Below are 26414 nucleotides of genomic sequence, written 5' to 3'. Positions count from 1 at the left end.
AGAAGCGTCGAACGCCCGTCGGAACCGATGATCCACGGTCATGTCGCAAAGCCGCCAATGATTCCCGCGTAGATTCGATGAAGTGACGAGCAATCCACAGATCACCCTCGACGGCACCGATCGCGCGATCCTCGCGCTCCTCCTCGAGGACGGCCGCACGACGACCGCCGACCTGGCGCGAGGCGTCGGCCTGTCGCCGTCCGCGACCGCCGATCGCGTCCGCCGCCTCACCGATGCCGGCGTGATCGGCGGCTACACGGCCGTCGTGGAGCCCGCGGCTCTCGGCCACGACGTGACCGCCTACATCCGGCTGCGCTTCGGCCCCGGCCGGACCGCCGCCTTCCACGAGTACCTCGCCGGAGTTCCGCAGGTCCTCGAGGCCCATCACGTGACCGGCGAGGACTGCTACCTGATCAAGGTGGTCGCGGGGTCGATGGATCACCTCGAGCAGTTGGCGAGCGGACTGGCCACCTACGGCCACATCACCACGAACGTGGTCTTCTCCAGCCCGGTGAAGCCCCGGCCGCTCAGCCCCGGCCTGCAGCCCGCGGACGCATGAATCCGGAGCACCGGCAGGCCCGCTACCCCATCCGCTGCGAGTGGGGCCTCGACGGCGCGCGGGCTGTCGCACCGGGCGCGGAGATCGTGGTCGTCGTCGACGTTCTGTCGTTCACAACCTGCGTCACCGTCGCCGCAGATCGTGGCGTCGAGGTCTTCCCGCACCGCTGGCGTGATGAATCGGCTGCGGACCTGGCGGCCGAGCACGACGCCTCGCTGGCCGTGGGCCGCAGTAGCGCCCGCCCCGGCGAGGTGAGCCTCTCCCCTGGCACGATCCGCGCCGCCGCCGGCCTTACCCGGCTGGTGCTGCCCTCGCCCAACGGCTCGACGATCGTGCACGAGCTCACGGAGAGCGGGGCTACGGTCCTCGCGGCGTCGCTGCGCAACGCGGCCGCGGTCGCGCAGTGGATCAATGCACGTGGACCGTCGACGGTCGCCGTGATTCCGTCCGGCGAGCGTTGGCCCGATGGTGGCCTACGCCCCGCGATCGAGGACCTCTGGGGCGCGGGCGCCGTGATCGACGGCCTTCCGGAGGACTCGCTTTCGCCGGAGGCGCGGACGGCGCGGGACGCGTGGCGGGCCGTCTCAGACGTCGGCCCGCCCCTGCGCGACTGCTCGTCCGGCCGCGAGCTGATCGCTCTCGGATTCGGCGAGGACGTGGCCATCGCCGCTGAGGTCGGTTCCTCGTCCCGGGTGCCGCTGCTCGACGGCGACCGCTTCCGTCCTGCATAGCGCCCTCGCGAAGAGCAGGGCGACGACGAACACGGCGAGGGCCCACCACCCCGTCGACGAGCCGAGCCCCTCCTTCGCCATGAGCAACACCGCCGCCCCGGCGACGCAGACGAGACCACCCGCGAGGGCACCTCGCGCACCACGGGCCGTCACGCGTGCGTCCCACCACGGTAGACGCCGGTGCTCCAGCGGCGACAGCAGGACGAACAGCGCGAACATCACCACTGCGAAGACCGCGGCCCGCAGCGCCATGAGCCCCCAGAAGCCGGCCTGCGCGGGATCGACCGCGTCGATGCCGACCGCGTGCAGCGCGAAGGCGGCGACGGCGATCGCGGGGATGTGCCAGAGGTAGAGCGTCATCGCGCCGCCGTTGCCCACCGCCACCGGGTACCAGACCCGCGGGCGCCGGGCCCAGCGGCCGATCGCGGGCGCCGCCATCACGAACAGCAGGCTCACCCACACGCAGTGCAGGCCGAGCAGGAACGTGGGCGGCGTGGTGTTCGAGAAGGTCTCGGCGCCGGTCACGACGAGCGGCACGTCGTACGGGCCGAGAACGACCGCGGCCAGGGCCGCGACGAACGCGACCGCGGCGGCGGCCGGCGCGAACCGGGCCGGAATCATCCGGCGGGCGTAGGCCACGCCGATGACCACGGGGATCAGCCACACAACCAGGAAGTTCGGAAAGCCCCACTCGATCGATCCCGTGCCGAGGCGCGCACCGTCGAACAGGGCGGACGCGGCCAGGAGCGCAACGACGATCCCGCCGAGCGCGGCGGCGCCGCACCGCATCAGCGCGGGCACGAACGCCAGGACCAGCAGGTACACGCCGATGAACCAGAGCAGCGCGACGGACTCGCCGCCGAGCCGCTCGGCGCTCGACTCCCCCAGGATCAGCCGCGTCACGCCCAGCGCGAGCGACCAGAACGCCAGGTACCAGAACACCGGGCGGGCGAGCCGCTGCGCCCGCCCGAGCAGCCACCCGCCCCAGGGCGCCCCGGGTCGGAGCCCGTAGGCGCTGCTCGCGGCGCCGGCCAGGAAGAACAGAGGCATGACCTGCAGCACCCACGTGATCGGCTGCAGCGAGGGCTGCGCGCCGAGGGTGTTGCCCACCCACACGCCCGACGGGGTGACGGTGGCGAGCAGCAGCACGCAGTGGCCGAACATCACGACGAGCAGGCTCGCGAGGCGGGCGACGTCGATCGCGCGGTCACGGGTGTCCGGGGTGCCGTCGAGGACGGCGGCGCGGGCGGGCAGGAATCTCATGGTCACCATGCTTCCGGCGCGAGCGCCGTCAGGGATGAGTAGTCCTACCCGGAACCGGTGAGGACCTATCCCCGATTCTGCACGCGCGAGCTCGCGTACAGGCAGATCGACGCGGCGGTGGCGAGGTTGAGCGATTCGGCGCGGCCCCGGATCGGGATGGCGACGCGGTGGTCCGCGAGATCCTGCAGCGCGCGCGGCAGACCGTGGGCCTCGTTGCCGAACAGCCAGGCCGTGGGGCCGGCGAGCAACTCGTCGGCGTCATCGAGCGAGACGTCGCCGTCGGCGGCGGTGGCCAGGACCGTGAGCCCCGAGTCCTTGAGCCGCACGATCGCCGCGGCGGGATCGCGCCCCTGCACGACGGGCAGATGGAAGACGGATCCGGCGGAGGCTCGCACGACCTTGCCGTTCATCGGGTCGACGGCGTCGCCGGCGAGGACCACGGCGTCGGCGCCGACCGCATCGGCCACGCGGATGACGGTGCCGGCGTTGCCGGGCTCCGCGACGTCGACGGGCACGGCGACCAGCCGCGCACCGTCGGGCACGGAGGCCTCGGGCAGGGCCCGGCAGACCGCGACGATGCCAGGCGGGGTGACGGTGTCCGAGAGGCCCCGCATGGCGCGCTCGGTCACGTACGCCTCGCGGCCCGTGAGCAGCTCGGGGTAGCGCGCGGCCCCTTCCTCGGTGACGAAGAGCTCGTCGACGAGCCCGGCCTCCAGCGCGGAGGTGACGGCGTTCGATCCCTCGGCGAGGAACAGGCCCGCCTTGCGGCGACCGGCGGCGCGGAGGAGCTTGGAAGCGGCAACGACCCGCGGGGTCCGCTCCGTGAAGAGCTGGTCCGCGGGTCGTTGCGAGTGCTGCGTCAAGTTACGCGACGGGCGCGTTCACGTCGGCGGGGAGCGCCTTGCGGGCGACCTCGACGAGCGCGGTGAAGGCGGCCGGATCGGAGACGGCGATCTCGGCGAGGTTCTTGCGGTCGACCTCGACGCCGGCCAGGTTCAGGCCCTGGATCAGGCGGTTGTAGGTCAGGTCGTTGGCCCGCGCGGCGGCGTTGATACGCGTGATCCACAGCTTGCGGAAGTCGCCCTTGCGCGCGCGGCGGTCGCGGTACGCGTAGGTGAGCGAGTGGAGCTGCTGCTCCTTGGCCTTGCGGTAGAGGCGCGACCGCTGACCGCGGTAGCCCTTCGAGGCCTCGAGGATGGAACGACGCTTCTTCTGAGCGTTCACTGCGCGCTTGACGCGTGCCATAGGTCTTCGTCCTTACGTGATGAAAAGTTCTAGCGGGTACCGGGAGCGGCTTACTTGCCGAGCAGCTTCTTGATGCGACGCACGTCGGCGGGCGCGACCTCGGCCACACCGTCGAGGCGACGGGTCACGCGCGAGCTCTTGTGCTCGAGCAGGTGGCGGCGGCCGGCCTTCTGGCGCAGCACCTTGCCACTCCCCGAGATCTTGAAGCGCTTCGAGGTACCGCTGTGGGACTTGTTCTTCGGCATGTGTTCGTCTCTCTGTCTCGTTCTACTGCCGGGCGCGACGTGCGTCGCTACTCGGCCGGAGCCTCGGGCGCGGCGGGCCGCGCCACCGGGGCTTCCTTGTCCTGCTGCGCCTTGGCGCGGGTCTTCGCGCCCTTGTGCGGGGCGAGAACCATGGTCATGTTGCGCCCGTCCTGCTTCGCCGACGTCTCGACGAAGCCGTACTCGGCGACGTCGGCGCCCAGGCGCTGCAGCAGACGGAAACCCAGTTCCGGACGCGACTGCTCGCGGCCGCGGAACATGATCGTGACCTTCACCTTGGAGCCCTGCTCCAGGAACCGGACGACGTGACCCTTCTTGGTCTCGTAGTCGTGGTCATCGATCTTCGGGCGGAGCTTCTGCTCCTTGATCACGGTCAGCTGCTGGTTCTTCCGCGACTCGCGCAGCTTCTGCGCCGCCTCGTACTTGAACTTGCCGTAGTCCATGATCTTGCACACGGGCGGGCGGGCGTTCGGCGCCACCTCGACCAGGTCGAGATCCGCCTCGTACGCCAGCTTGAGCGCATCTTCAACTCGCACGATCCCGACCTGCTCGCCGCCGGGGCCGACGAGTCGGACCTCGGGAACGCGGATCTGACCGTTGGTGCGTGTCTCAGTGCTGATGGGGCCTCCTTGAATAGGTGCTCGTGTCGTGGTGCGAGCGGTCTTCACTCGTAGACCGCCGCGCAGCCGACGAGGCCCACCCAAGTCCCACACAGCGAAAAGGCCCCGACCAGGCTTGTCGCCTGACGGGGGCCCACACCGACCGATTCGGGCCCCCGACGGCGTACGCCGACGATCGACCCCTCCTCCAACGAGGAGACCGCAGCGGAAATTCCTCACGGAATCCGCGGCGGCGACCGGACCAGCCGACCGGAGGTCGACGTGGTGGGAGTGGACTCCACTTGCTGCCCCGGACAGAGCCGGAGCGGTCGCACATGACAGTGTAGCAGTCGTGAGTGAGAATCCGAATTCGTCCCCCGAGCCCGACACCCTGGAACGCCTGGTCGCGGACTCGCCGTCGATCGAGGTCATCTCCAGCGCCTGGATGCTGCTGATGAGCGCCGCGGCGGAGAAGCTCGGCCTCACGGGCGCGGACGGCGACGAGGCCAACGCCTTCGACCCCCGCGAGAGCCCGCACTTCGACCTCGACGAGGCCCGGCGCCTCATCACCGCGCTGGCCGGCCTGACCACGGCGTCCGTCGAGTACCTGGGTCCGCACGCGGGCCCGTACCGCGACGGACTGAAGTCGCTCCAGCTCGCCTTCCGTGAATACAGTAGTTACCCGGACGAACCGGGCCACGGTCCGGGCGAGAAGTACACGGGACCGGTGTACAGCTAACCCTCAGGGTTATCCCCCAAAAACACCCTGACCTGTGTAAATAGGTCTAGTGTTCCAGGTCACACCAGGCGTACCGTCACGGCATGACAAGGATGAGAACGCTTGCGGCCGGCGTACTGGTCGCTGCTGGAGTAATGGCACCCCTGGGGACGATGACCGCCACCACGGCGGCCGCCGCCCCGACCCCCGCGGTCTCGCACCCCGGGCACGGATGGTGCGAGCCCGGACGCTGGGTGGGCGGCTACTGGACCCAGGGCCGCTGGCACCCGGGCTACTGGCAGGGCGGCTACTGGCGGCCCGGCTGGGTGGATCGGTGGGGCTGGCATCCCGGCTACTGGGTGCAGCCGCGGTGGAATCCCGGCTGGTACGAGCAGGGCCGGTGGGTTCCCGGCCGGTGGATCCCCGGCCGCTGCTACCCGCACCGGTGAGCCGATAACCGAACAACCCTCCACGGCCGAAACGAACGGGCCCTCAATCGCTTCTCGCGATCGGGGGCCCGTTCGGCATTTCCGTGAGCAGCAGTCACAACGATGCTCGATCGGCGTAGCGTCCACTTCATGGTGAGCGGTTCGCGCGAACAGTCGGTCTTCCCGAATCTGCGCTATGCGGATCCCCGGGCCGCGATCGCCTTCCTGACGGCGGCTTTCGGGTTCACGCCACATTTCGTCGTCGACGCCGAAGACGGCGGAGTGGAGCACGCACAGCTCCGCGTCGCCGACGATCTGGTGTTCCTGGGCCGCGAGCAACCCGGCGACCGCTACCGCATGCGCGCACCCTCTGCTCTCGGCGGCAGCACCGTCGCACTGTGCGTCCGCGTGCCCGACGATGCGCTGGACACTCATGCGCGGCGCGCGGAGGCCGCCGGGGCGGCGATTCTCAACCCGGTCCACGTGGCGATCGCGGGAGTGCGCGAATACACCTGCGCGGATCCGGAAGGACACGTCTGGACGTTCAGCGCGTACGCCGGAGAGTGACGAGCGCTCCCGACCCCGGCCGAAACGAACGGGCCCGCAGCCGCACCTCCGCGGCTGTGGGCCCGTTCGGCTTTCCGCGAGGAGGGAGGAATCGGCGCCGGCGCCTCGCCGTGATGGGCGCACTGCCGAGAACGAGCGCAAGCCCAGCAGTGCCGGAGTGTCTCTGTGAATGCGCGCCCCGGCCGGGTTATACAGCCCCGCCCCGTCGACGACGACGTAGTTCACGGCACACCGGCCCGACCCATGCCGGCGTCGGCGCGCCGGTGGGTCACAGTTCTCGAGGGCTCTCGGACTGCAGGCTCGATGCGGGCAGCGGTAGGTCCACGAGGGTCGTGATGTCGCTCTCGGTGACTCCGAAGCCGCGCAGAACATGCGCCGTGACGGCGTCCGTGGCCTCGGCGTCATCGCGCTCGGGGTGCTCGAGAAGAAGGACTGCGAGCGACAGTGCGGCACCGGAAGCGACGGTGAGCGCGAGTTCGGGGTCGTCGACCGGGAAGCGGCCGGCGAGGGCCGCAGCCGTGATGTCCCGGCGCGCGCGAGGCAGCAGTCCGGTGTCGGAGGCGAGGAGTCGGGAGCCGCTGTTCACGACGATCCGGCTCATCTGAGGGAACAACCGGTGCAGTCTCCCGGTCATGCGGAAACTCTGGGTGAACGCCTCCGCCGGATCGGCGATGCCCTCGGTGAGCCGGTCCATCGCGGCCCCGTGGTCATCGATGACGGCCATGACCGCAGCGTCGAACAACTCGTCCTTCGTCGCGAAATGGTTGTAGAAGGATCCGTTGCCCACATCCGCGAGGGCGGTGATTTCGAGCACCGACACCGCCGTTCGTTCCTCTGCCAACAGCTGTTGCGCCGCGCGCAGTAGCGACTGCCTGGTCCGCAGCTTCCGTCGCTCCGCCCGACTGAGTGTCTCGGGTTCGGTCATCGGAGGGCCCCTTTCGTCGGTCTTCATGGTCACACGCGGCCATCTCTGACGAGAACGTCAGAATCAACTCTTGACTGACGATACCATCGTAGGTGACGATGTCGTCAGTCTATTGATCGGAGCTGCGATGTCCCTCACCCACGATGTGCACGACGGGTTGCACACCGACGAAGGTGCGCTGCCGGGCGAGCACGCTGGCCGTCATCCGAACCCCGTGATCAAAGTGCGCGACATCGCGTGGCTGGAATTCGATAAACCGGACCTGGCCCGCACGGCCGCGTTCGCCGTCGACTTCGGTCTCACGCCCGTCCTGCAGACCCCCGACGAGCTGCACTTGCGCGGCGCGCTCGCCGGACCGCCGTGCGTGATCGTCCGGCGGGCACGGCGCACCGCGTTCACCGGAGTCGCCTTCCGCGCCGCCGACCGGACAGATCTCACGACGGTGGCCGCTGCGTGGGGACAGCAGGTCCACCCCCTCGACGAGGCACTCGGCGGCCACGCGGTCACCACCCGCGATCCGAGCGGCTGCCGTGTGCGGGTGATCGCCGACGTGACGGAATGGCCCGCGCTGCCTGTGCAATCCGCGCGCGACTCGTTCAACTTCGCCCGCGCACTGCACCGGACCAATACGACTCAGCGGCCACCGCGCGCGCCGGCGGTGGTCGAACGGCTCGGCCACGTCGTCCTCCAGTCGAATCGATACCTGGAATCGGTGAACTGGTACCTCCAGCACCTGGGACTCATCGTGAGCGACTTCCTCTACTACCCGGGGCAGCGCGACCGCGGTCCGGTCATGAGCTTCATCCGCTGCGACCGCGACACGGAGCCCGCGGACCATCACACCCTCGCGATGGCCCTCGGCCCGGCGAATCGCTACGTGCACTCCGCCTACCAGGTGTGCGATCTCGATGCGCTCTCCGCCGGCGGCGAGTTCCTCCTCGATCGAGGCCATGACCGCTCCTGGGGCGTCGGGCGCCACATCCAGGGCAGCCAGATCTTCGACTACTGGCGTGACCCCGACGGCCTGCTCGTCGAGCACTTCACCGACGGCGATCTGTTCGACAACACCGTCCCCGCCGGCTGGGCGCCGATGACCGCATCGGGACTCAACCAGTGGGGCCCACCCGCCACCGCGGACTTCCTCGGCGTCAAGCCCGGACGCGCCGCTCTGCAGGAGTTCACCTCGATCCTCACGTCGTTGCGGGAATCCGACAACGAATTCGATGTCCAACGCCTTCTCGGCCTACTGAAAGTTGCACGCTCATGAGCTACTCCGTCCTCCGTACCTCCGACGCCTGGTGGGTCCTGGTGCCCGCCGGTGCGCGCCGCATCGCGACCGCAGCCACCACCACCGCCGAACTGATCGCCGACACGCCCGCCGTTGCGGCGGCCGCAGACGGCGGTGATGTCGTGGATCCGGCGACCCTTGCGCTCGTCTCGCCGGTGACCGCGCCCTGCCGCGTGATCGCGCAGATGACGAACTACGTCTCCCACGTGAGGGATTCGGGAATGGACCCGGACAAGGTCCCCCTGACGTTCTTCCGCAAGTCGTCGGGGTCGATCTCCGGGCCGTTCGACGACATCGTCAAACCCGCGCACGTCTCCCTGCTCGACTACGAGGTCGAGCTCGGGATCGTCTTCGGTAAGACCGTGCCCGTCGGATCGGCGATCGACGCCGCCGTCCTCGCCGACGCCGTCGCCGGCATCGTCGTCACCAACGACGTGTCCGCACGAGATGTGCAGCTGCCGAAAACACAGTTCTACGAGGCGAAGTCCTACCCCACGTTCACACCGGTCGGCCCCGTACTGGTACTGCTCGAACCGGGCGACTGGAAGGCCTTCTCCACCCTCACCCTCGAGCTGCGGGTCAACGGCGTGACCCGGCAGAACAGCACCGTCGCGGACATGATCTACAGCCCGCTCGAAGCCCTGCGGACCTTGAACCGGTTCCAGCGGGTCGACCCCGGCGACCTGCTGCTCACCGGCACGCCCGGCGGCACGGCGTTGACCGCGCCGGCCAAACCCATCGAGATCATCGGCTCGTTGTTGCCACCGCACGTCAAGTGGAAGGCCTTCTTCAAACGCCAGGCCGGCAACCCCAAGTACCTCCGCGACGGCGACGTCGTCGAGGCCGTCATCCGCTCCGGGAACGGGACCCTGGACCTGGGCACGCAGCGCACGGTGGTGCGGTACGCATGACCGCCCCGCAGACCGCGCTGTGGCCGCGCTACGACTCGCCCGCAGACCTGGCAGTCATCGAGTCCGTCCGGCTCGACGAACGCGGGTTGCCCGCCACCACCTTCCACGCATTGCGCCGCGCCGCCGACGCGTGGCCCGAGCGCATCGCGATCCGGGTGCTCCCGGACGCGACCCGATGGGAACACCCCGTCGGACGCACCTATGCCGAACTGCTCGCCGCGGTCGAGCACCACGCCTCCGTCCTGCGCGCAGCGGGCGTGAACCGCGGCGATGCGGTGGCCGTGCTGTCCCCCAACTGTCTCGAACTGATCGAGACGATCCTCGCTGCGCAGCATGCGGGGATCGTCGCGCCCATCAACCCGGCCATGGACGGCGCCCACGTCTCCGACCTCCTTCGCCGGTCGGGTGCACGGGTGCTCGTCGCCGCAGGGCCGGACGTGGACAGCGGCGTCGCCGGAAATCTCGCCGACATCGTCGCCGGCACACAGATCGAGACCGTGTTCCTGCTGCGCCCCACGGACGGCTCCGTGACCGAGGCCCCCACGATCCGCGGCGTGCACACGGTCTACCTCGCCGAGGCGCCCGCAGGCCCGCGCGTGGACGACACCGCCTCCGAACACGACATCGCCGCGTTGTTCCACACCGGCGGGACCACGGGCACGCCGAAGCTGGCGGCGCACACCCACCGCAACGAGATCGCCAACGCGTGGATGATCGCCGCCAACAGCATCCTCGACGAGGATTCCGTGCTGTTCGCAGCGCTGCCACTGTTCCACGTCAACGCGCTCATGGTCACCCTGCTGGCACCGGTGCTGCGGGGACAGACCGTGGTGTGGGCCGGTCCCCTCGGGTACCGCGACCCCGCGCTCTACGGCATCTTCTGGCGCCTGGTCGAACGGCACCGGATCGCCGCGATGAGCGCCGTTCCCACGGTGTACTCGGTCCTGGCGCAATGCCCGGTGGACGCCGATATCGCGAGCCTGCGGGCCTGCCTCGTCGGGGCGTCGATGCTGCCCCCGGCGGTGCGCGCCGCGTTCGAGTCCCACACCGGCACACCACTGCTGGAGGGCTACGGCCTCACCGAGGCCACTTGCGCCAGCGTCCGCAGCTTCCTCGACGGACAACCTCCCGGGTCGGCGGGGCAACGTATGCCGTACCAGGACATCCGCGCGGTCGACGAGAGGTGGGACGACGTTCCCGCCGGCGCCGTGGGACGGATCCTGATATCGGGCCCCACGGTGTTCGCCGGATACGTCTGCTCGCGGACCGCCTCGGGCTTCGAGCTCGACCGGGCGGGCAGTGTGCACGGCGACTGGCTCGATACCGGCGATCTCGGGTCGGTGACCTCCGATGGCTTCCTGACCCTCACCGGCCGGGCGAAGGACCTGATCATCCGCGGCGGCCACAACATCGACCCGGGAGCCATCGAGGACGTTCTCCTCAGCCATCCCGACGTGACGGGCGCGGGCGCCGTCGGCCGGCCCGACATCCACAGCGGCGAGGTTCCCGTCGCTTACGTGACCGTCCGAGCGAATGCGGCCGTCACCGACGAGGAGCTCGCGACCTGGGCCTCGGCTCGGGTTCCGGAGGCGGCCGCCGCCCCGAAGGCGGTCACCGTCGTCGACGCGCTGCCGATGACCGACGTGGGCAAGCCCTACAAGCTCCGGCTCCGCGCCGACGCCACGACGAGCGCGCTGCGGACCGCGCTCGCGGGAGCGGGCTGCGACACAGTCGTCGCCGGCCGCATCGACGACGGCGCGATCGTCGCGGTCGTCACCGCTCCCGCTGATCGCGGCGCGGCGACGCGGGTACTCGACGCGTTCCCGGTCACGTGGGAATGGGCGCAGCCGTCATGACCACCGCGCACACGAGTGTCGTCATCGTCGGCGCGGGACCCACGGGCCTGACAGCCGCGGCGCTGCTCGCCGATCACGGCGTGCCGTCCGTGATCCTCGAGCGCTGGGACGATGTCTACCCCCAGCCCCGAGCCGTCCACCTCGACGACGAGGTCTACCGTGTCCTGGGTCGCCTCGGCCTCGCCGAGGAATTCGCCGCCATCTCACGGCCGGGACGCGGCCTGCGCCTGGTCACCAGCAATCTCGACCTCATCGCCGAGTTCGCGCGCGACCCCGACCCCGGCGTCCACGGCTACCCGGCGGCGTCGATGTTCGACCAGCCCGAGCTCGAACGGATCCTGCGCAACGCCGTGGCGCGCCGCGGTGACTTGGTAACGCTGCGCGGCGGCACGGAGGTCGGTGCCATCACGCAGGGCGATACGGCGGTGACCGTTCACGCCACCGACCGTGCCACCGGGGAACCGTTCACCGTCGAGGGTGCGTATCTCCTGGGCTGCGACGGCGCCGGCAGCGTGACGCGATCCGTGGTCGGCACCCGGTGGCGCGACCTCGGCTTCAGCCAGCGATGGCTGGTGATCGACATCGAGACCACAGCCGATCTTCGACAATGGGACGGCGTCCAGCAGGTGTGCGACATGCAGCGCGCGGCCACGTTCATGCGGATCGGGGACACCCGGTACCGGTGGGAATTCCAACTCCGCGAGGACGAGAGCACCTCGGATTTCGCTGACCTCGACGCCGTGCGCCCGCTGATGCGCCCGTGGCTCGCGCACCTCGTGCACCCGGACCTGCAGCTGATCCGCTCTGCGGAGTACACCTTCAATGCTCGGGTGGCGCAGCGGTGGCGGGATCGACGGATCTTCCTGCTCGGCGATGCCGCACATCTCACCCCGCCGTTCATCGGGCAGGGGATGGGCGCAGGTGTCAGAGACGCCGCGAACCTCAGCTGGAAACTCGCGGCAACGCTGTCCGGAAGCGTTCCGTCGGCAAGCCTCGACAGCTACGAGGACGAACGGAAACCGCACGCCGTCGCGTTGATCCGGCTCGCGATGATGACGGGCGCACTGATGACCGGCGGCGGCCGCGGCGGCGACCGTGCGCGCCGCTGTGTCGCTCCGATCCTCGCCCGCACGCCGGCCGTTGCGAATCGACTCACTGACAGTGCCACCCCACCATTGGCACGGTCCTACTACGTCCGCGGGAGCGCCCGCCGCCTGCCCGCGGCGCTCCGCAGCGCGACGGGCACTGCGGCCGCGTTGCCGGGAACACTCGCCCCGAACACGCCAGCGTACCCGGGCGGAGGACGACTCGATGGCAGACCTCCGGGGTTCGTGCTGATCAGCCGCGTGGAGCCCACCGCCGAGCACCGGTTCGAGATCTCACGTCGTGGGGCAACGGTACTCGTCGATACCGCGGGTGGCCTCGCCGACTGGTTGGCCGCCCACCGCGCTGTCGCCGCAGTGGTGCGTCCCGACGGCACCGTCATGGCCGCGGGCCGTTCAGTTCGTGAGATCTATACCCAGATCCCGACCGTGCTCCCCCTCCAAGGCCGCGCCGACACAGACCGATCGCCTCGGTCCAGGAATCTCAACAATGCATCCGCCACAGACGAAACAGAGGAACGATGATGCGTCAGAACCGAACCGCGAACGCGGTCATAGCGTGCTGCGTCACCCTCGTCCTGGTCATGTCGGCGGTCAGGCATGGGTCCTTCCGTTCGGAGCCATCGGCGACGACTTCGGTCGCAAGCGCGTACTGATCGCGGGAACGATCGTCTTCGGCGTCGCCGCCGCGATCGCGGGTACCGCCGACTCCGTCGAATTGGTGATAGCCATGCGCGCTGGCATGGGCGTCGGTGCAGCGATGGCCATGCCGGCGACACTGTCGACCATCACCACGATCCTGGGGGCGGATCAGAGGAAGCGCGGAGTGGCCCTGTGGTCGGGATTCGCCGCCGCGGGAGCGGTCATCGGACTCGTACTCAGCGGCGCACTCCTGGAGGAGTTCAGCTGGCGGTCCACGTTCTACGGAACGGCGATCTTCGCGGCGGTCACGCTGGTCGCGGTGATCATCCTCGTACCCGACACCAAATCCGACGGGACGCCGTCGCCCGGGAGCGCCCGTGAACTCGCGCGTCGCGACGTAGCGCGCACTCGGGGGCGAAGGCCGGCGTGCCGCGAAAGCCAGGCAGGTACGCCCGGGGTCGACCGAGCGCGAACCGGGACGCTGGATCCCCGGACGCCGGGCCCGGGCCACTGCTACCCACATCGCTGAGCCGACACCCACGAACAGCCCACGGCCGAAAACGAACGGGCCCTCAGCCGCATCCCCGCGGCTGAGGGCCCGTTCGGCCTTCTGAGGTGGCGCGCTACGCGCCGGCGACCGCCGCCGGCGCGGACGCCAGCGCCTTGATGCGGTCGGGCCGGAAGCCCGACCAGTGGTCGGCACCGTCGACCACGACGACCGGCGCCTGCAGGTAGCCGAGCGCCAGGACGTACTCCCGCGCCTCCTCGTCGAGGCTGATGTCGACCGAGGTGTACTCGACGCCCGCCTTGTCGAGCGCACGGTAGGTCGCCGAGCACTGCACGCACGCGGGCTTGGTGTAGACGATCACGTTGCTGCTCATGCCCTCAATACTACATCTAGTGTCACACGCATGCAATTTACACAAGATGCTGTGGATCGCGCTCCACAGGCGTCCCCAGGCGATCCACCGTCCGTCCACAGCCGCATCCCCAGGGCCGCGACTCCCCTACGTCGATAGAACCTCCTTGAGGAAGGTGCCTGTGTAGGAATCCGGCACCGCGGCCACGTCCTCGGGGGTGCCCTGCGCCACGACGGTGCCGCCCCCACTACCGCCTTCGGGGCCCATGTCGACGATCCAGTCGGCGGTCTTGATCACGTCGAGGTTGTGCTCGATGACGAGCACCGAGTTGCCCTTGTCGACGAGCCCGTCGATCACCTGCAGCAGCTTCGCGATGTCCTCGAAGTGCAGACCCGTCGTGGGCTCGTCGAGGATGTAGACGGTGCGGCCGTTGGACCGCTTCTGCAGCTCCGCCGCGAGCTTGACGCGCTGCGCCTCGCCGCCGGACAGCGTGGTCGCGGGCTGGCCCAGCCGCACATAGCCGAGGCCGACCTCGACGAGGGTCTTGAGGTAGCGGTGGATCGACGTGACCGCCTCGAAGAACTCGGCGGCCTCCTCGATCGGCATGTCGAGCACCTCGGCGATGTTCTTGCCCTTGTAGTGCACTTCCAGCGTCTCGCGGTTGTACCGCGCGCCGTGGCACACCTCGCAGGGGACGTAGACGTCCGGCAGGAAGTTCATCTCGATCTTGATCGTGCCGTCGCCGGAGCACGCCTCGCACCGGCCGCCCTTGACGTTGAACGAGAAGCGTCCGGGCTGGTAGCCGCGGACCTTCGCCTCGGTGGTGGCGGCGAACAGCGTGCGGATCTTGTCGAACACGCCCGTGTAGGTGGCCGGGTTGGACCGCGGGGTGCGGCCGATCGGTGACTGGTCGACCTGCACCAGCTTGTCGAGGCCGTCGAGGCCGGTGACGCGGCTGTGCCGGCCCGGCACCTGACGCGCGCCGTTGAGCTTGTTCGCCAGCACCGTCGCGAGGATGTCGTTGACCAGGGTCGACTTGCCCGAGCCCGAGACGCCCGTGACCGCCGTCAGCACGCCCAGAGGGAAGGCGACGTCGATGTTCTGCAGGTTGTGCTCGCGGGCGCCGACGACCTTGAGCTGCCGCTTCTTGTCGATCGGCCGCCGCACCGCGGGCACCGGCAGCGCCCGCCGCCCCGACAGGTAGGCGCCGGTCAGCGAGTCCTTGTTCTTGAGCAGCGCCTTGTACGTCCCGCTGTGTACGACCTTGCCGCCGTGCTCGCCCGCGTACGGGCCGATGTCGACGACCCAGTCGGCGGTGCGGATCGTGTCCTCGTCGTGCTCGACGACGATGAGCGTGTTGCCCAGGTCGCGCAGCCGCACGAGAGTGTCGATGAGCCGGCGGTTGTCGCGCTGGTGCAGGCCGATCGACGGCTCGTCGAGTACGTACAGCACGCCGGCGAGGCCCGAACCGATCTGCGTGGCGAGCCGGATGCGCTGCGCTTCGCCGCCCGACAGCGAGCCGGCGGCGCGCGAGAGCGAGAGGTACTCCAGGCCCACGTCCAGCAGGAACGCGATGCGGGCCTGCACCTCCTTGAGCACGCGGCCGGCGATCGCGGCCTCGCGCGCGCCGAGCTTGAGGTCGGAGAGGTAGTCGGAGCACTCCCCCACGGACATCGCCGCGACGTCCGCGATCGACTTCTCTCCGAACCGCGGGTGGTCGAGCGTCACCGCGAGGATCTCGGGCCGCAGCCGCGCGCCGGAACAGGCGGGACACGGCACGTCGCGCATGTAGCCCTCGTACCGCTCCTTCATCTGCTCCGACTCGGTGGACTCGAGGCGGCGGTGCAGGAAGGGCATCACGCCCTCGAACTCGGCGTAATACGAGCGGGTGCGGCCGTACCGGTTGCGGTACTTCACGTGCACCTGATGCTCGGAGCCCTCGATGACGGCCTTGCGGGCCTTCGTCGGCAGGTCCTTCCACGGGGTGTCCAGGTCGAAGCCCATCGCGTCGCCGAGGCCGGAGAGCAGGCGCAGGAAGTACTCCGCGCTCTGGCCCGACGACCAGGGCGCGATGGCACCGTCGGCCAGCGAGAGCAGCGGGTCGGGGACGACGAGCTCCGGATCGACCTCCTTACGGACACCGAGGCCGTCGCACTCCGGGCACGCGCCGTACGGCGAGTTGAAGGAGAACGAACGGGGCTCGAGGTCGTCGACGGCGATGGGGTGGCCGTTGGGGCAGGCCATCTTCTCGGAGAAGCGCCGCTCGCGCTCGGGGTCGTTCTCCTCCCGATCCACGAAATCGAGCACGACGATGCCGTCGGCCAACCGCAGGGCCGTCTCGATGGAGTCGGTGAGACGCTGCTTGGCGGTCGCCTTCACCGCCAGGCGGTCGATCACCACCTCGATGTCGTGCTTCTCCTGCTTCTTCAGCTTCGGCGGCTCGGCGAGCTGGTACACCACCCCGTCGATCCGGGCGCGGGAGTAGCCCTGCGTCTGCAGCTGGTTGAACAGGTCGACGAACTCGCCCTTGCGGGTGCGGACGACGGGCGCGAGCACCTGGAAGCGGGTGCCCTGCTCCATGTCGAGCACCTGGTCGACGATCTGCTGCGGCGTCTGCCGCGCGATCACCGAGCCGCACTCGGGACAGTGTGGCGTGCCCGCGCGCGCGTAGAGGAGTCGCAGGTAGTCGTACACCTCGGTGATGGTGCCGACGGTCGACCGCGGGTTGCGGTTGGTCGACTTCTGATCGATCGACACCGCGGGCGAGAGGCCCTCGATGAAGTCGACGTCGGGCTTGTCCATCTGCCCCAGGAACTGGCGCGCGTACGCCGAGAGCGACTCGACGTAGCGCCGCTGCCCCTCCGCGAAGATCGTGTCGAACGCGAGGCTGGACTTGCCGGAGCCCGAGAGCCCCGTGAACACGATCAGGCTGTCGCGCGGGAGATCCACGTCGATACCCCGCAGGTTGTGCTCGCGCGCGCCGCGCACGATCAAACGATCGACCACCGTGATCCCCTCATCAGACTCATTGCAGGCCCACAGCGCGGGCCCTCGTCAATGCTAGGCAACCGCACTGACAAGTTTTCGCCGCGCGGTAGCGTCGAGGTCGTGACCACCACGATCAAGCAGATTTCCGTCGGCGGTATGGACAACAACGTGTACCTGGTGAGTGATTCCGCCGGGCGCACGCTCCTCATCGACGCCGCCAACGAGGCCGAGCGGATCCTCGAGGTCGCACGGGAGACCGGCGGCGTCGAGCTCATCGTCACCACCCACCGCCACCTGGACCATTGGTACGCACTGGCCGACGTCCGCGCGGGACTCGGCGTGCCCGCGGCGGCCGGCGTCAACGACGCCGAGGGCATCGACGCCCCCACCGACCGCACCCTCTCCGACGGCGAGGTACTCACCGTGGGCGATCTCACCTTCGATCTCATCGAGCTCGTCGGTCATACGCCGGGTTCCATCGCACTCGCGCTGCGCCCCGAGTTCGACGGCGCGCCCGTCCACCTGTTCACCGGCGACTGCCTGTTCCCGGGCGGCGTGGGCAAGACCTGGCAGCCCGGCGACTTCGACCGCCTCTTCGCCGACGTGACCACCAAGCTCTTCGACCGGTTCGACGACGACACCGTCGTGCACCCCGGCCACGGCAAGGGCACGACGATCGGCGCCGAGCGCCCGCACCTCGCCGAATGGCGCGAGCGCGGCTGGTAGCCGATCAGGGGTAGCCGCCCTCCGGCGGCACCATCTCGCCGCGCACGCCCAGAAGCCGCACCGGGCGGTCGTCGTCGAGGGCGCGGTACAGCGCCTCGGCGGTGTCGGCCATGGTCGCCGGATCGAAGGTCGGCTCGGGCAGCTTGCGCACGCGGTTGACGGTGAAGAAGGGCGCGAACCGCACCTTCACGTGCACCCGCATGCACGGGCGGGCCTCCGCCCGCAGGTCCGCCGCGACTGCGCCCGCCAGCTCGTCCAGCGCGCCGCGCACCTGCTCGGGGGTCACGAGATCCGCTTGGAAGGTCCGCTCGTGCCCGTGGGCGCGGGCGACCCACGGCGTCTCGTCCACGCGGTCGGGACCAGCGCCGCATCCCAACCCCCGCAGGTAGGGGCCGGTGCGCGGCCCGAACTCCGCGGCCAGGGTGACCTCGTCGGCGGCGGCCAGGTCCGCGACCGTGCCGATGCCCAGGCCCGCCAGCCGCTGGGACAACCGCGATCCGATCCCCCACAGGTCGCGCGTGGGTCGCTCGCCCATCACCGCGAGCCAGTTCTCGCACGTGAGCTGGAAAGTTCCCCGCGGCTTGCCGAGGTCGGTGGCGTTCTTCGCACGCACGGTGGTGTCGCCGATCCCGATGGAGCAGTGCAGGCCGGTCGCGTCGAGCACCGCGCGCTGGATGGCGGCGGCCGCCGCGGCCGGGTCCTCGGTGTCCAGCCCGACGAACGCCTCGTCCCACCCCAGGACCTGCACGGCCGCGGCGGGAAAAACCCGGAGAGTTGCCATGACCTCGGCGGACACCTGTTCGTAGGCCGGGAAGTCCACGGGGAGGAAGACGGCGTCCGGACATCGCTTCGCCGCGGTGCGCAGCGGCATGCCGGACCGGATGCCGAACGCGCGGGCCTCGTACGACGCCGTCGACACCACGGCCCGTTCGGTCGGGTCGCCGCGTCCGCCGACGACCACGGGGAGGCCCACCAGCTCGGGGCGGCGCTGCATCTCGATCGCGGCCAGGAACTGGTCCATGTCCACGTGCAGCACCCACCGTGTCATGCGTCCAGTGTGCAGCGCGGCGCGGTGATCCGTGCCTCCCCGCATGAACGTCGCGCACGATTCGCCCGCTCACGGGGCGGGGCAGCTGAGCCCCGGCCGGTAGACGGCGTACCGCCGGCCCTCGGGGTCGAGGGTGAAGCCGAGATGGTTCTTGTAGAACGTGAAGTGCGCGGTGAAGCCGCTGTACACGTTCATCAGCTTGTCTCCGCCGACGTCGTACTCCGAGTACGTCCCCAGCGGGGCCGCGTGGACCGCCGCCTGGGACGCTTCCGCGAGCGCCGCGGCGTAGGACGCCTGGTTGGCGCGGCAGAAGGCGTGCTTGAGGAACTTGAAGGCGATCGCCACCGTCGAGCTGCGCGGCGGGAACGGGGCGAACCCCGGCACCCCGGTGAGGAGCTGGTTGAGCAGGTCGACGTCCTCGTTCACCACCGCGTCCAGTTGCAGCACCACGTCACCGTCGAGGCTGGTCCCGGAGTAGCCCTTGGCCCGTTCCACGGCCCACAGCGTGTGGTGCACCACCTTCGGGAAGGCGCATCCCATAGCCACGAGACGCCGTCCGACGCGAACGCTGTGCGGAACTGGGCGAGCTGCGCGGCCTCCATCGTCGGGGGCTGGAAGTCGAGTCGGGGCCGGGCGTCCTTGTCGTCGGGGTCCCGCACGGTGCCCGTCAGCGGCACCGTCATCGCCGACGGTGCGCCGAACGGGTTCGGGATCGTCAGCTCGAAGCTCCGGTCGTCGTCGCTGTTGACCAGGATCGGCCCGCCCATCCAGCCGTGGCTGAAGATGCTCAGCTCGGCGAGCGTCCCCGGGGCCGCAGCGCCGATGTCCTGGACCCGCTGATAGACCTCGAGCATGCCCATCACGGTCCACTGCCCGGGTTTGAACCGCGTGTGCCCGCCGGCCGTCGTGTAGCTCGCGCGCGTGACCGGTGAGAAGGGCTTTGTGCTGGTCACGGTCTCGGTGCGCTTGCCGCCGGGGAAAGTGATGTCGCGCACCTCGACCTCGCCCGCACGCACGTCCATCGTCACGAACCGCAGGTCGACCCGCGCGGTGTTGCGGCGGTCGAGGAGCCGGCGACGGTTGTCCGCCAGCTCGCGGAAGTCGACGCCCTTGAACTCGTAGTCGACCCCCGCGACCAACAGAACCTGTTTCATCTCGGCGATCCCGCCCGCTCAGTCGACCGGTTGCCAGTCGTCGCCGACCTTCGTCCACGACGGCAGGTCGTCGTTCGGACGGAGCTTGGCGAGAGTGGTGGGGAGGTGCACGAGCCACGGCTCGCCCTGCGGCACTTCGTTGCCGGGCGCGCCGGTGGCCTCCTGGATCTCCTTGATGATCGGGACGTACAGCGGATCGGTGACGTCGGGCGCGGGCCCGCCGCTCCAGATCTCGCCGGTCTCCAGGTAGTGGAGCACCGCCGCCTCGAACCCCGGGCGGACGGGGAAGACCACACGCGCGGCGCCGGCCCTGAGGAAGTCCGCGAACAGCGGATCGACGTCGTCGAGCAGCATGCGGTGCGACCAGCCGGGCTTCCATCCCCAGAAGTACGGGTAGAAGAAGTACACGAGGTGCTCCCACTCGAAGGCCTGCTCGAAGAACCGCACGTACGGCATCTGCGCGGCGGCCCGCGCGAGGTGCGGCTGGGGGTACCCCTCGGCGGAGAGGCTCAGTGCGCCGAACGCGTCGAAGTGCTGCGCCGTGATCATGGTCAGGCACTGCTTGCGCAGTTCCGTGGTCGTGATGCGCTGGTTCCACCCGGGGTTGCGGCCGGAGATGACCACGCCGGCCTTGGCCGCCGCCTCCGCGAGCGCGGACTCGTAGGCCTGCACCTTCGCCAGGTAGCCCTGGGTGATGGCCGCATGGGCCTTGAGCTGCCACGCCTTGTACGCGCGCGGCGTCCGCTCGCAGAAGATCTCGACGGTCGCGGCCAGGTTCCGCATGCCGTGGCCGAAGTAGGCGACCGAGACCGAGCCGACCTCGCCCGCCATGTCGACGTACCCGACGCCGTTGATCGCGTCGACCCAGTTGCTGCCGATCATGACGTGCCACGCGGCCGAGTTCGGGTAGTACCAGAAGCCGCACTGGAACAGCGCGTACTTGGCGACGTAGCCGTCGTCGATCGCCAGGTCCTGGGACTTGGAGCTCTCGTAGGGCGACTGGTTGACCACGGCGTCGAAGGCCTTCGCCACGGTGCGGACGGGCGGGGGCGGCGCCTCCAGCCCGGTCACGTCGTACCGGTGCGCCCACGTCGTGTAGTTGGCCTCGGTGATCTGGTCCGCGGTGAGGGCGAACGGGACGGGCTTGCTGAGTTGCTCCCCCTCCGCGGTGTTCGCGTTCTGTGCGGTGATGAAGGCGGTCCCCGGCTCCGGCACGGTCACGTCGAACAGCAGGCGCTTGCCGTAGTTGTAGACCTGGGCCTGCATCACCTTGTCGACCCACTGGTAGACACCGCTGACGTTGCCCCCGCCGGTCGTGTTGTCGAAGCCGTGGCTGTACTTCTCCTCGAACTCGTTGATCGTCGTCGTGGAACGGCGCTCGAGGACCCGCTCGATCACCTTGCTCACCGACCGCGCGACGACGTCCTTGCTGAACTCGGACGCCTGCTTGGCCGACTCCTCACTGGAGCTCTTGGTGCTGTAGTCGGCGTTGGCCTTGACCTCGACGAACGGGCCGTACTTCGCGTCGACGGAGACGCCGGCCTTGAACTCGGTGTCCTGCTTGAGCGTCTGGCTGGTCTCGCGCTTGAGGGAGAACCGGTCCGTCGACTGCACGTCGCGCTCGTCCTCCCGGGTCGTCTCCGATTCGGTGAGGATCGTCGTCTCGGTGCGGTCCAGGCGGCGGGTCTCGCGGTTGAGGCGCTCCGTCTTGAGGACGTTCTCGATGTGGCCGACCTCGCCGCCCTCGTACCGCAGGACGTGCTGGCGAACCAGGAGCAGATCGCCGATGCCGACGGGCCGGATGGAGCCGTGCCCGGTCGGCATCGCGGTGGCGGGCGCCCCGACGTAGTCGGAGGACGCCGCGGCCCCGAGGAGCGAGGATCCGATCGCGACGATCGTCTTCGATGCCGTGGCCAATCGGGCGTCGGCCGCGGTCAGCAACTCGGTGCGCGCATCGTGCAGTCTGCTCATCACCGCCGGTAGCGCGTCCGTGGCGAGGTCCAAGTCCAGGCTCGCGATCGTCGCGCGGGCGGCGGACGAGATCCGCCCGACTGTGGTCTCCGACAGCTGCCACGGGGATCGCAGCTCCGCGGACCGCGGGGCCGGCCGGTTGACCTGCTCCCGCGTCGGTTCCCTGCCCTCGCGGGTCTCGGGCCGCGCGGCACGCGCCTCGCGGGCGTCACCCGTCGTGGTCGCCTCCGGAGGCAGGGCGCGCTCGATGAGGAAGTCGCCCGCGCGCAGGCGGCCGAGCTCGGCCAGCGCCTCGTCCAGGCGCTGGACCTCCGCGGCGGTCGCCGCGTCCGGTTCCGCCGCCGACGGGGCTGCGGCCGGCGCGGTGGGCCCGGCCGCCGCGGCGCGGGAACGATCGGGCTGTACGACGGGCTCGCGCTCGCCCGCGTCGCGGTCGTGGTCGTGGTCGCCCCAGGTCGGCATGGCGAGGGGCCGCAGTCCGACGGGGTCCGCGCCGTCCGCAAGCGCGCGGAGGGCGTCGTACCCGCGGGCGGCGGTGGCGAGACCCCGCGCATCGGTGCCCGAGGAATCCGAGACCAGCTTGGTGGCCACCAGCACGTCGGCGAGGCGTCCCTCGTCGCGGGCGAAGGCGTCGTCGGCCACGATCTCGGCCACGGAGGCGCCCGTGAGCGTCTCGACGACGGCGCGGAGCGTCTCCGGGGGGCGGGGGCCTCCCGCCAGTTCGGCGGCGACGGCGAGGGCGACGGCCCCGAAGGCGAGGTCGTCGGTGTGCCGCAGGGCGTCCGCCCGGCGCAGCAGTTGGCTCGCCCGCCTCCGGGCGACGGCCGCGCCTCGCGCGGTGTCGAGGGACGGCGGGGCGAGCGTCTTGATGTCGGTGGCATCCGGAGCGTCGGCAGGGCGCAACAGTACGAAGCGGAACAGGTCGTCCACGGTCGGCTTCTTTCTCGGAGAGTGGGAATGGTCCGAGAAACGCTACGAGCGACGCCGGGGAACCACACGAGTAGCCGAGTACCCGAATCCCCCACCGCCGTACTCGAATCGGGCGCTCAGCACACGGCCAGAACCGCCGCCAGGCCCTCCCGCAGGTCCGCGACGAACAGGTCGGGCACCTCGAGCGACGGGAAATGGCCCCCGCGGTCCGGCGACCGCCACCGCACGATGCGCCGGTACCGCTGCTCCGACCACGGACGCGGGTACTTCTCGATGTCGCGCGGGTAGATCGTGATCGCCGTCGGCACATCGACGCGGAGCGCCGCATCGAGGGAGGCATGACTCTCGGCGTAGATGCGCGCGGCGGAGGCGCCCGACCGGGTGAGCCAGTACAGCGTGACGTCGTCCAGGATCCGGTCGCGGGAGATGGTCTCGAACGGGCTGCCCTCGGTGTCCGACCATTCGGCGAACTTGTCGAGGATCCACGCGAGGAGCCCCACCGGGGAGTCGACGAGCGCGTATCCGATGGTCTGTGGGCGGGTCGCCTGCTGCTTGGCGTAGCCCGCGCGGTTCGCCCAGAAGTCCGCTGTCTCCGCGGCCCACCCGCGCTCCTCGGGTGTGAGGCCCTCCGTGGCCAGGCCGGGCGGCCCTTCCGCGAAGGTCGTGTGGATGCCGAGGACGTGCTCCGGAAATCGGCCCGCGAGCACCGTCGTGATGTTCCCGCCCCAGTCCCCGCCGTGCGCCAGGAACCGCGGGTACCCGAGCCGGCTCATCAGCTCGACCCACGCGGCGGCGATCCTCTCGGTCCCCCATCCGGTGGCGGCCGGCTTGTCGCTGAACCCGAATCCAGGAAGCGAAGGGATCACGACGTGGAAGGCCGACGCTCCGTTGGCGGGGTTCGCCAGTTCGTCCACGACGTCGACGAACTCCGCGACACTCCCCGGCCAGCCGTGGGTCATGATCAGGGGCGTGGCGTCCACGCGGGGCGAACGCCGGTGGAGGAAGTGGATCCCGAGACCGTCGATGACCGTGCGGAACTGGCCGATCCGGCGCAGGTGGTGGGCGCTGTGCGCCTCTCCCACCTGCCGTGCGGCCTTCTTCGACACCAGCCGCAGCCGCACCCGCCGCTGGTGCGAGATGAACACCTGCGGCAACCGGGAGAAGAAGGCGCGCTTCACCGCCGCCCACGGGGCACCTCCCGATTCGCCCTCGTCCGGACATTAACGTCGCGATGACTCCTGCGGCATACACGCACGCCCTGGGTCGTTGACCCGGCCATGACCGGAGCCGCGCATCAGCCCGACGGCCTCGTCGCGGTCGTTCGGGGATCGGGCATTCCGATCGTTCTCCTTCACGGCCTCTCGATCGATCACCGCATGATGCTCCCGATCGACCCGATCATGGCTGCCACGGGCCCCTGGCAACGCCACTACATCGACTTTCCAGGGCACGGCCGCTCGGTCGCCGTCACACCGATGAGCACCGGGCACATCGTCGACGTCGTTGCGACGCACCTCCGCGCCGCCCTCGGAGGCGGCCGGTTCGCGGTGATCGGAGCCTCCTACGGCGGGGCCGTCGCGATCGCTCTGACCGAGATGTTCGGCGACCGCGTGCTGGGATCGGCCCTGATCGCGCCAGCGGTACTCCCCCGGCGGCTCCGTACTCTCCCTCCCCCCGGACGTCGGTCCGCGGAGGAACTCGCCTTCCTCGCCTCGCTGTCCGACACCGATCGCACCGCGTTCGGCGCCGTCACCGCCCGCTCGGGCCGCGACCAGTGGGAACGCTTCGCCCAGCACGTCCGACCGGGCCTTCAGACGCACGACGTCGCGGCGGTCGCCGAACTCGCGGCATCCCACGCCGGCGAGCCGGCACGATGGCCGCCGACTCACCGCGGCAGACACCTCGTGGTGACCGGACGCGAGGACACCGTCGTGGGCTGGCGCGACCAGTTGGCCCTGCTCGACGCCTACCCGCACGCGACGTACGCCGTCCTGGACGACTGCGGACACAACCCGCACCTGGAACGACCGGAGACGGTCGCCGCTCTCCTCACCGACTGGCTCGGTTCGCTCAGAGCCTGACCGGCTGCACCACTACGATTACACCGTTGTTTCCGCGCACGACCGAGGAGACCCCATGACCGGTCCCAGGGTGTTGATCGCCGGCGCGAGCATCGCCGGCCCCGCTCTCGCACACTGGCTCGCGCGCTACGGAGCCGAGGTCACCGTCGTCGAGCGGGCGCCCGGCCTACGACCCGGCGGGCAGGCGGTGGACGCGCGCGGGGTGGCCCGGGAAGTGATCCGCCGGATGGGTCTCGACGAGGCGGTCCGCGCGGCGCGGACCGAGACCGCCGGCGCGCAGTTCGTCGATGAGGACGGCAGCGTCCTGCAGACCTTCAGCGCGGACGACGACGGCGGCGACGGATTCATCGCCGACATCGAGATCCTGCGCGGCGACCTCTCGCAGGTGCTCGTCGACGCCACGCGCGACCGGGTGGAGTACCTGTTCGGCAACCGGATCACGGCCCTCGCGCAGGACGACGACGGGGTCGACATCACCCTCGCGGGCGGCGGCCCGAACCGTCGGTTCGACCTGGTGATCGGGGCGGACGGCCTGCACTCCGGGCTGCGCGCCCTCGCGTTCGGCCCGCACGATCGGTACCTCCGTCATCTAGGCCACGCCATGGCCTTCTACAACGTCCCCAACGAGTTCGGCCTCGACCGCTGGCTTCTCGACTGCGTGGTGCCCGGCCGCTCGGCGGGCCTGCGTCCGATCCGCGACGCGGCGCTCGGGATGGCGCTGTTCTCCTTCGCCGCCACCGAGGCGGAACTCGCGAGCCGCGAGCCCGACGCACAGAAGGCGCTGCTGCGCGCCAAGATGGCGGGCCTCGGCTGGCTCACCCCGCGGATCCTCGCGCACGCCGACGCCGCCGACGACTTCTACCTCGACGCCGTCGCGCAGGTGGAGCTCGACACGTGGTCGACGGGGCGCGTCGCGCTCCTCGGCGACGCGGCGTTCTGTTCGTCGCCGATGTCCGGGCAGGGCACCAGCCTGGCGCTGGTCGGCGCGTACGTGCTCGCCGGCGAGCTCGACGCCGCCGACTGGCGGCCCGCACCGGCGTTCGCCGCGTACGAGCGCCTGCTGCGGCCGATGGTCGAGGCGAACCAGCAGGTCGGGCAGTGGAACGCGGCCAGCCGTACCGTCCCCGCCCCGGGCGAACCGCCGGCGACGTCGCCCGAGGACTGGGACATGGCCGTGATCGAGCGCGCTATCAACGGCATCGACCTGCCCGACTACCCGGAAGGAGAACCGTCGTGACCCCGGAGTGGGACGAGAAGCAGGTCCAGGAGGTCAGCGCCCGCGAACGACTCCGCTCCGGCACCGTCGAGACTCCCTCACCGGACAACCGCCGCACTCGGCGCGCCGCGGTGCTCCTCTTCGTGCCCGCGTTTCTCGGCGTGCCCGCGGGCGCCGTGGTCTTCCTCGACAGCGACACCGCAACGCGGCGGATCGTCGGAATCCTCCTGTTGGCCTACACCGTGGTGCTCGGATACCTCATGACGAAGTCGATCATCCGGCGGTGACGCGCGGGTCACAGCGCGGATTCGACGGATCGTGGACAATGGACGGTCTGATTCA

Annotated in this window: 26 protein-coding genes and 2 pseudogenes; 15 read left to right on the top strand and 13 right to left on the bottom strand. The window is 70.1% G+C overall.

Features of this window, described 5'->3' with window-relative positions; genetic code table 11:
- Positions 1-82 precede the first annotated feature (82 nt).
- Together ACM9LD_RS11915 and ACM9LD_RS11910 are read left to right on the top strand one after the other, a co-directional pair.
- Positions 83-559 carry an Lrp/AsnC family transcriptional regulator gene (locus ACM9LD_RS11915; protein WP_415676857.1) on the top strand — a complete coding sequence of 159 codons (477 nt, stop codon included), beginning with the start codon at positions 83-85 and terminating at the stop codon, positions 557-559.
- Complete coding sequence (locus ACM9LD_RS11910) at positions 556-1290, top strand: 2-phosphosulfolactate phosphatase (protein WP_415676856.1); 735 nt, start codon at positions 556-558, stop codon at positions 1288-1290. The genes ACM9LD_RS11915 and ACM9LD_RS11910 overlap by 4 nt, the downstream gene beginning before the upstream one ends.
- On the opposite strand, the pseudogene ACM9LD_RS11905 reads toward ACM9LD_RS11910, so the two are convergent.
- The 5 genes and pseudogenes from ACM9LD_RS11905 to infC all read right to left on the bottom strand — a co-directional run.
- Positions 1285-2562 (bottom strand): annotated as a pseudogene (locus tag ACM9LD_RS11905) (acyltransferase family protein); the annotation flags it as partial. The gene ACM9LD_RS11910 and the pseudogene ACM9LD_RS11905 overlap by 6 nt on opposite strands.
- Before the next feature lie 56 nt (positions 2563-2618).
- Entirely contained in the window at positions 2619-3416 is a 798-nt protein-coding gene (locus ACM9LD_RS11900) for a TrmH family RNA methyltransferase (protein WP_415676855.1), read from the bottom strand.
- Between the two features lies 1 nt (position 3417).
- On the bottom strand, positions 3418-3798 hold the full coding sequence (rplT, locus tag ACM9LD_RS11895) for a 50S ribosomal protein L20 (protein ID WP_068520470.1): 381 nt from the start codon (positions 3796-3798) through the stop codon (positions 3418-3420).
- A 50-nt stretch (positions 3799-3848) separates the two neighbouring features.
- A complete protein-coding gene (gene rpmI / locus ACM9LD_RS11890; RefSeq protein ID WP_068520473.1) occupies positions 3849-4043 on the bottom strand; it encodes a 50S ribosomal protein L35 in 195 nt (64 codons plus the stop codon).
- A 47-nt stretch (positions 4044-4090) separates the two neighbouring features.
- Positions 4091-4729 carry a translation initiation factor IF-3 gene (gene infC / locus ACM9LD_RS11885; protein WP_074850652.1) on the bottom strand — a complete coding sequence of 213 codons (639 nt, stop codon included), beginning with the start codon at positions 4727-4729 and terminating at the stop codon, positions 4091-4093.
- A 283-nt stretch (positions 4730-5012) separates the two neighbouring features.
- On the opposite strand from infC, the gene ACM9LD_RS11880 reads away from it, so the two are divergent.
- The 3 genes from ACM9LD_RS11880 (at position 5013) to ACM9LD_RS11870 (ending at position 6373) form a co-directional block, all read left to right on the top strand.
- Positions 5013-5399: a recombinase RecA gene (locus tag ACM9LD_RS11880; protein ID WP_415676854.1), complete on the top strand. Its 387-nt coding sequence runs from the start codon at positions 5013-5015 to the stop codon at positions 5397-5399.
- An 83-nt stretch (positions 5400-5482) separates the two neighbouring features.
- A complete protein-coding gene (locus tag ACM9LD_RS11875; protein ID WP_415676853.1) occupies positions 5483-5827 on the top strand; it encodes a hypothetical protein in 345 nt (114 codons plus the stop codon).
- A 129-nt stretch (positions 5828-5956) separates the two neighbouring features.
- Positions 5957-6373 carry a VOC family protein gene (locus ACM9LD_RS11870; protein WP_415676852.1) on the top strand — a complete coding sequence of 139 codons (417 nt, stop codon included), beginning with the start codon at positions 5957-5959 and terminating at the stop codon, positions 6371-6373.
- Positions 6374-6641: 268 nt separating this feature from the next.
- On the opposite strand, the gene ACM9LD_RS11865 is transcribed toward ACM9LD_RS11870, so the two are convergent.
- Positions 6642-7298 carry a TetR/AcrR family transcriptional regulator gene (locus tag ACM9LD_RS11865; RefSeq protein ID WP_415676851.1) on the bottom strand — a complete coding sequence of 219 codons (657 nt, stop codon included), beginning with the start codon at positions 7296-7298 and terminating at the stop codon, positions 6642-6644.
- Positions 7299-7425: 127 nt separating this feature from the next.
- On the opposite strand from ACM9LD_RS11865, the gene ACM9LD_RS11860 reads away from it, so the two are divergent.
- Genes ACM9LD_RS11860 through ACM9LD_RS11840 form a run of 5 tightly spaced genes read left to right on the top strand, consistent with a single transcriptional unit; the run spans position 7426 to position 13627 of the window.
- Positions 7426-8565 carry a VOC family protein gene (locus ACM9LD_RS11860; RefSeq protein WP_415676850.1) on the top strand — a complete coding sequence of 380 codons (1140 nt, stop codon included), beginning with the start codon at positions 7426-7428 and terminating at the stop codon, positions 8563-8565.
- A complete protein-coding gene (locus tag ACM9LD_RS11855; protein WP_415676849.1) occupies positions 8562-9497 on the top strand; it encodes a fumarylacetoacetate hydrolase family protein in 936 nt (311 codons plus the stop codon). Before ACM9LD_RS11860 ends, ACM9LD_RS11855 begins: the two co-directional genes overlap by 4 nt.
- Positions 9494-11353, top strand: coding sequence for an acyl-CoA synthetase (locus ACM9LD_RS11850; RefSeq protein WP_415676848.1), 1860 nt, complete (start codon positions 9494-9496; stop codon positions 11351-11353). Before ACM9LD_RS11855 ends, ACM9LD_RS11850 begins: the two co-directional genes overlap by 4 nt.
- Entirely contained in the window at positions 11350-12981 is a 1632-nt protein-coding gene (gene mhpA / locus ACM9LD_RS11845) for a bifunctional 3-(3-hydroxy-phenyl)propionate/3-hydroxycinnamic acid hydroxylase MhpA (protein ID WP_415676847.1), read from the top strand. Before ACM9LD_RS11850 ends, mhpA begins: the two co-directional genes overlap by 4 nt.
- A complete protein-coding gene (locus ACM9LD_RS11840) occupies positions 12947-13627 on the top strand; it encodes an MFS transporter (protein ID WP_415676846.1) in 681 nt (226 codons plus the stop codon). The genes mhpA and ACM9LD_RS11840 overlap by 35 nt, the downstream gene beginning before the upstream one ends.
- A 94-nt stretch (positions 13628-13721) precedes the next feature.
- Here the strand turns inward: ACM9LD_RS11840 and nrdH are convergent, their stop codons facing one another.
- On the bottom strand, positions 13722-13979 hold the full coding sequence (gene nrdH / locus ACM9LD_RS11835) for a glutaredoxin-like protein NrdH (protein ID WP_415676845.1): 258 nt from the start codon (positions 13977-13979) through the stop codon (positions 13722-13724).
- A gap of 126 nt (positions 13980-14105) precedes the next feature.
- Entirely contained in the window at positions 14106-16964 is a 2859-nt protein-coding gene (gene uvrA / locus ACM9LD_RS11830; RefSeq protein WP_415676844.1) for an excinuclease ABC subunit UvrA, read from the bottom strand.
- A gap of 51 nt (positions 16965-17015) precedes the next feature.
- On the opposite strand from uvrA, the gene ACM9LD_RS11825 reads away from it, so the two are divergent.
- Complete coding sequence (locus ACM9LD_RS11825) at positions 17016-17672, top strand: MBL fold metallo-hydrolase (RefSeq protein ID WP_415676843.1); 657 nt, start codon at positions 17016-17018, stop codon at positions 17670-17672.
- Positions 17673-17676: 4 nt separating this feature from the next.
- On the opposite strand, the gene ACM9LD_RS11820 is transcribed toward ACM9LD_RS11825, so the two are convergent.
- The 5 genes from ACM9LD_RS11820 to ACM9LD_RS11800 all read right to left on the bottom strand — a co-directional run bounded on the left by ACM9LD_RS11820 (position 17677) and on the right by ACM9LD_RS11800 (position 23890).
- Positions 17677-18720, bottom strand: a complete 1044-nt coding sequence (locus ACM9LD_RS11820; protein WP_415676842.1) for a DNA polymerase IV — start codon at positions 18718-18720, stop codon at positions 17677-17679.
- A gap of 69 nt (positions 18721-18789) precedes the next feature.
- Positions 18790-19215: a hypothetical protein gene (locus ACM9LD_RS11815; RefSeq protein WP_415676841.1), complete on the bottom strand. Its 426-nt coding sequence runs from the start codon at positions 19213-19215 to the stop codon at positions 18790-18792.
- Positions 19143-19874: a hypothetical protein gene (locus ACM9LD_RS11810; RefSeq protein ID WP_415676840.1), complete on the bottom strand. Its 732-nt coding sequence runs from the start codon at positions 19872-19874 to the stop codon at positions 19143-19145. The genes ACM9LD_RS11815 and ACM9LD_RS11810 overlap by 73 nt, the downstream gene beginning before the upstream one ends.
- A gap of 18 nt (positions 19875-19892) precedes the next feature.
- The gene (locus ACM9LD_RS11805) at positions 19893-22775 is read right to left on the bottom strand and encodes a hypothetical protein (RefSeq protein ID WP_415676839.1); all 2883 of its coding nucleotides are present in this window, start codon (positions 22773-22775) and stop codon (positions 19893-19895) included.
- A gap of 116 nt (positions 22776-22891) precedes the next feature.
- Positions 22892-23890 carry an alpha/beta fold hydrolase gene (locus tag ACM9LD_RS11800; protein ID WP_415676902.1) on the bottom strand — a complete coding sequence of 333 codons (999 nt, stop codon included), beginning with the start codon at positions 23888-23890 and terminating at the stop codon, positions 22892-22894.
- Here ACM9LD_RS11800 and ACM9LD_RS11795 point away from each other — a divergent pair.
- The 4 genes and pseudogenes from ACM9LD_RS11795 to ACM9LD_RS11780 form a co-directional block, all read left to right on the top strand.
- A pseudogene (locus tag ACM9LD_RS11795) lies at positions 23838-23999 on the top strand (CGNR zinc finger domain-containing protein); the annotation flags it as partial. The gene ACM9LD_RS11800 and the pseudogene ACM9LD_RS11795 overlap by 53 nt on opposite strands.
- Positions 24000-24052: 53 nt before the next feature.
- Positions 24053-24856 (top strand): alpha/beta fold hydrolase, encoded by an 804-nt coding sequence (locus tag ACM9LD_RS11790; RefSeq protein ID WP_415676838.1) that lies wholly within the window; start codon positions 24053-24055, stop codon positions 24854-24856.
- A 55-nt stretch (positions 24857-24911) separates the two neighbouring features.
- Entirely contained in the window at positions 24912-26093 is a 1182-nt protein-coding gene (locus ACM9LD_RS11785; RefSeq protein WP_415676837.1) for an FAD-dependent monooxygenase, read from the top strand.
- Positions 26090-26359 (top strand): hypothetical protein, encoded by a 270-nt coding sequence (locus tag ACM9LD_RS11780; RefSeq protein ID WP_415676836.1) that lies wholly within the window; start codon positions 26090-26092, stop codon positions 26357-26359. Before ACM9LD_RS11785 ends, ACM9LD_RS11780 begins: the two co-directional genes overlap by 4 nt.
- The last annotated feature ends 55 nt before the right edge of the window (positions 26360-26414 follow it).

This window comes from Tsukamurella hominis (genome assembly GCF_965137015.1).
GTDB lineage: Bacteria > Actinomycetota > Actinomycetes > Mycobacteriales > Mycobacteriaceae > Tsukamurella > Tsukamurella hominis.
The sequence above is the reverse complement of the archived record's forward strand: the minus strand, read 5'-3'. Positions and strand labels throughout refer to the sequence as shown.

Coding starts and splice junctions, on each gene's coding strand:
- ACM9LD_RS11840 (WP_415676846.1), top strand. CDS start 12,947: ATGCATCCGCCACAGACGAAACAGAGGAACGATGATGCGTCAGAACCG.
- mhpA (WP_415676847.1), top strand. CDS start 11,350: ATGACCACCGCGCACACGAGTGTCGTCATCGTCGGCGCGGGACCCACG.
- ACM9LD_RS11790 (WP_415676838.1), top strand. CDS start 24,053: ATGACCGGAGCCGCGCATCAGCCCGACGGCCTCGTCGCGGTCGTTCGG.
- ACM9LD_RS11855 (WP_415676849.1), top strand. CDS start 8,562: ATGAGCTACTCCGTCCTCCGTACCTCCGACGCCTGGTGGGTCCTGGTG.
- rpmI (WP_068520473.1), bottom strand. CDS start 4,043: ATGCCGAAGAACAAGTCCCACAGCGGTACCTCGAAGCGCTTCAAGATC.
- ACM9LD_RS11910 (WP_415676856.1), top strand. CDS start 556: ATGAATCCGGAGCACCGGCAGGCCCGCTACCCCATCCGCTGCGAGTGG.
- ACM9LD_RS11820 (WP_415676842.1), bottom strand. CDS start 18,720: ATGACACGGTGGGTGCTGCACGTGGACATGGACCAGTTCCTGGCCGCG.
- ACM9LD_RS11810 (WP_415676840.1), bottom strand. CDS start 19,874: ATGAAACAGGTTCTGTTGGTCGCGGGGGTCGACTACGAGTTCAAGGGC.
- ACM9LD_RS11785 (WP_415676837.1), top strand. CDS start 24,912: ATGACCGGTCCCAGGGTGTTGATCGCCGGCGCGAGCATCGCCGGCCCC.
- ACM9LD_RS11860 (WP_415676850.1), top strand. CDS start 7,426: ATGTCCCTCACCCACGATGTGCACGACGGGTTGCACACCGACGAAGGT.
- ACM9LD_RS11865 (WP_415676851.1), bottom strand. CDS start 7,298: ATGACCGAACCCGAGACACTCAGTCGGGCGGAGCGACGGAAGCTGCGG.
- rplT (WP_068520470.1), bottom strand. CDS start 3,798: ATGGCACGCGTCAAGCGCGCAGTGAACGCTCAGAAGAAGCGTCGTTCC.
- ACM9LD_RS11875 (WP_415676853.1), top strand. CDS start 5,483: ATGACAAGGATGAGAACGCTTGCGGCCGGCGTACTGGTCGCTGCTGGA.
- ACM9LD_RS11870 (WP_415676852.1), top strand. CDS start 5,957: ATGGTGAGCGGTTCGCGCGAACAGTCGGTCTTCCCGAATCTGCGCTAT.
- ACM9LD_RS11850 (WP_415676848.1), top strand. CDS start 9,494: ATGACCGCCCCGCAGACCGCGCTGTGGCCGCGCTACGACTCGCCCGCA.
- nrdH (WP_415676845.1), bottom strand. CDS start 13,979: ATGAGCAGCAACGTGATCGTCTACACCAAGCCCGCGTGCGTGCAGTGC.
- ACM9LD_RS11825 (WP_415676843.1), top strand. CDS start 17,016: ATGCTAGGCAACCGCACTGACAAGTTTTCGCCGCGCGGTAGCGTCGAG.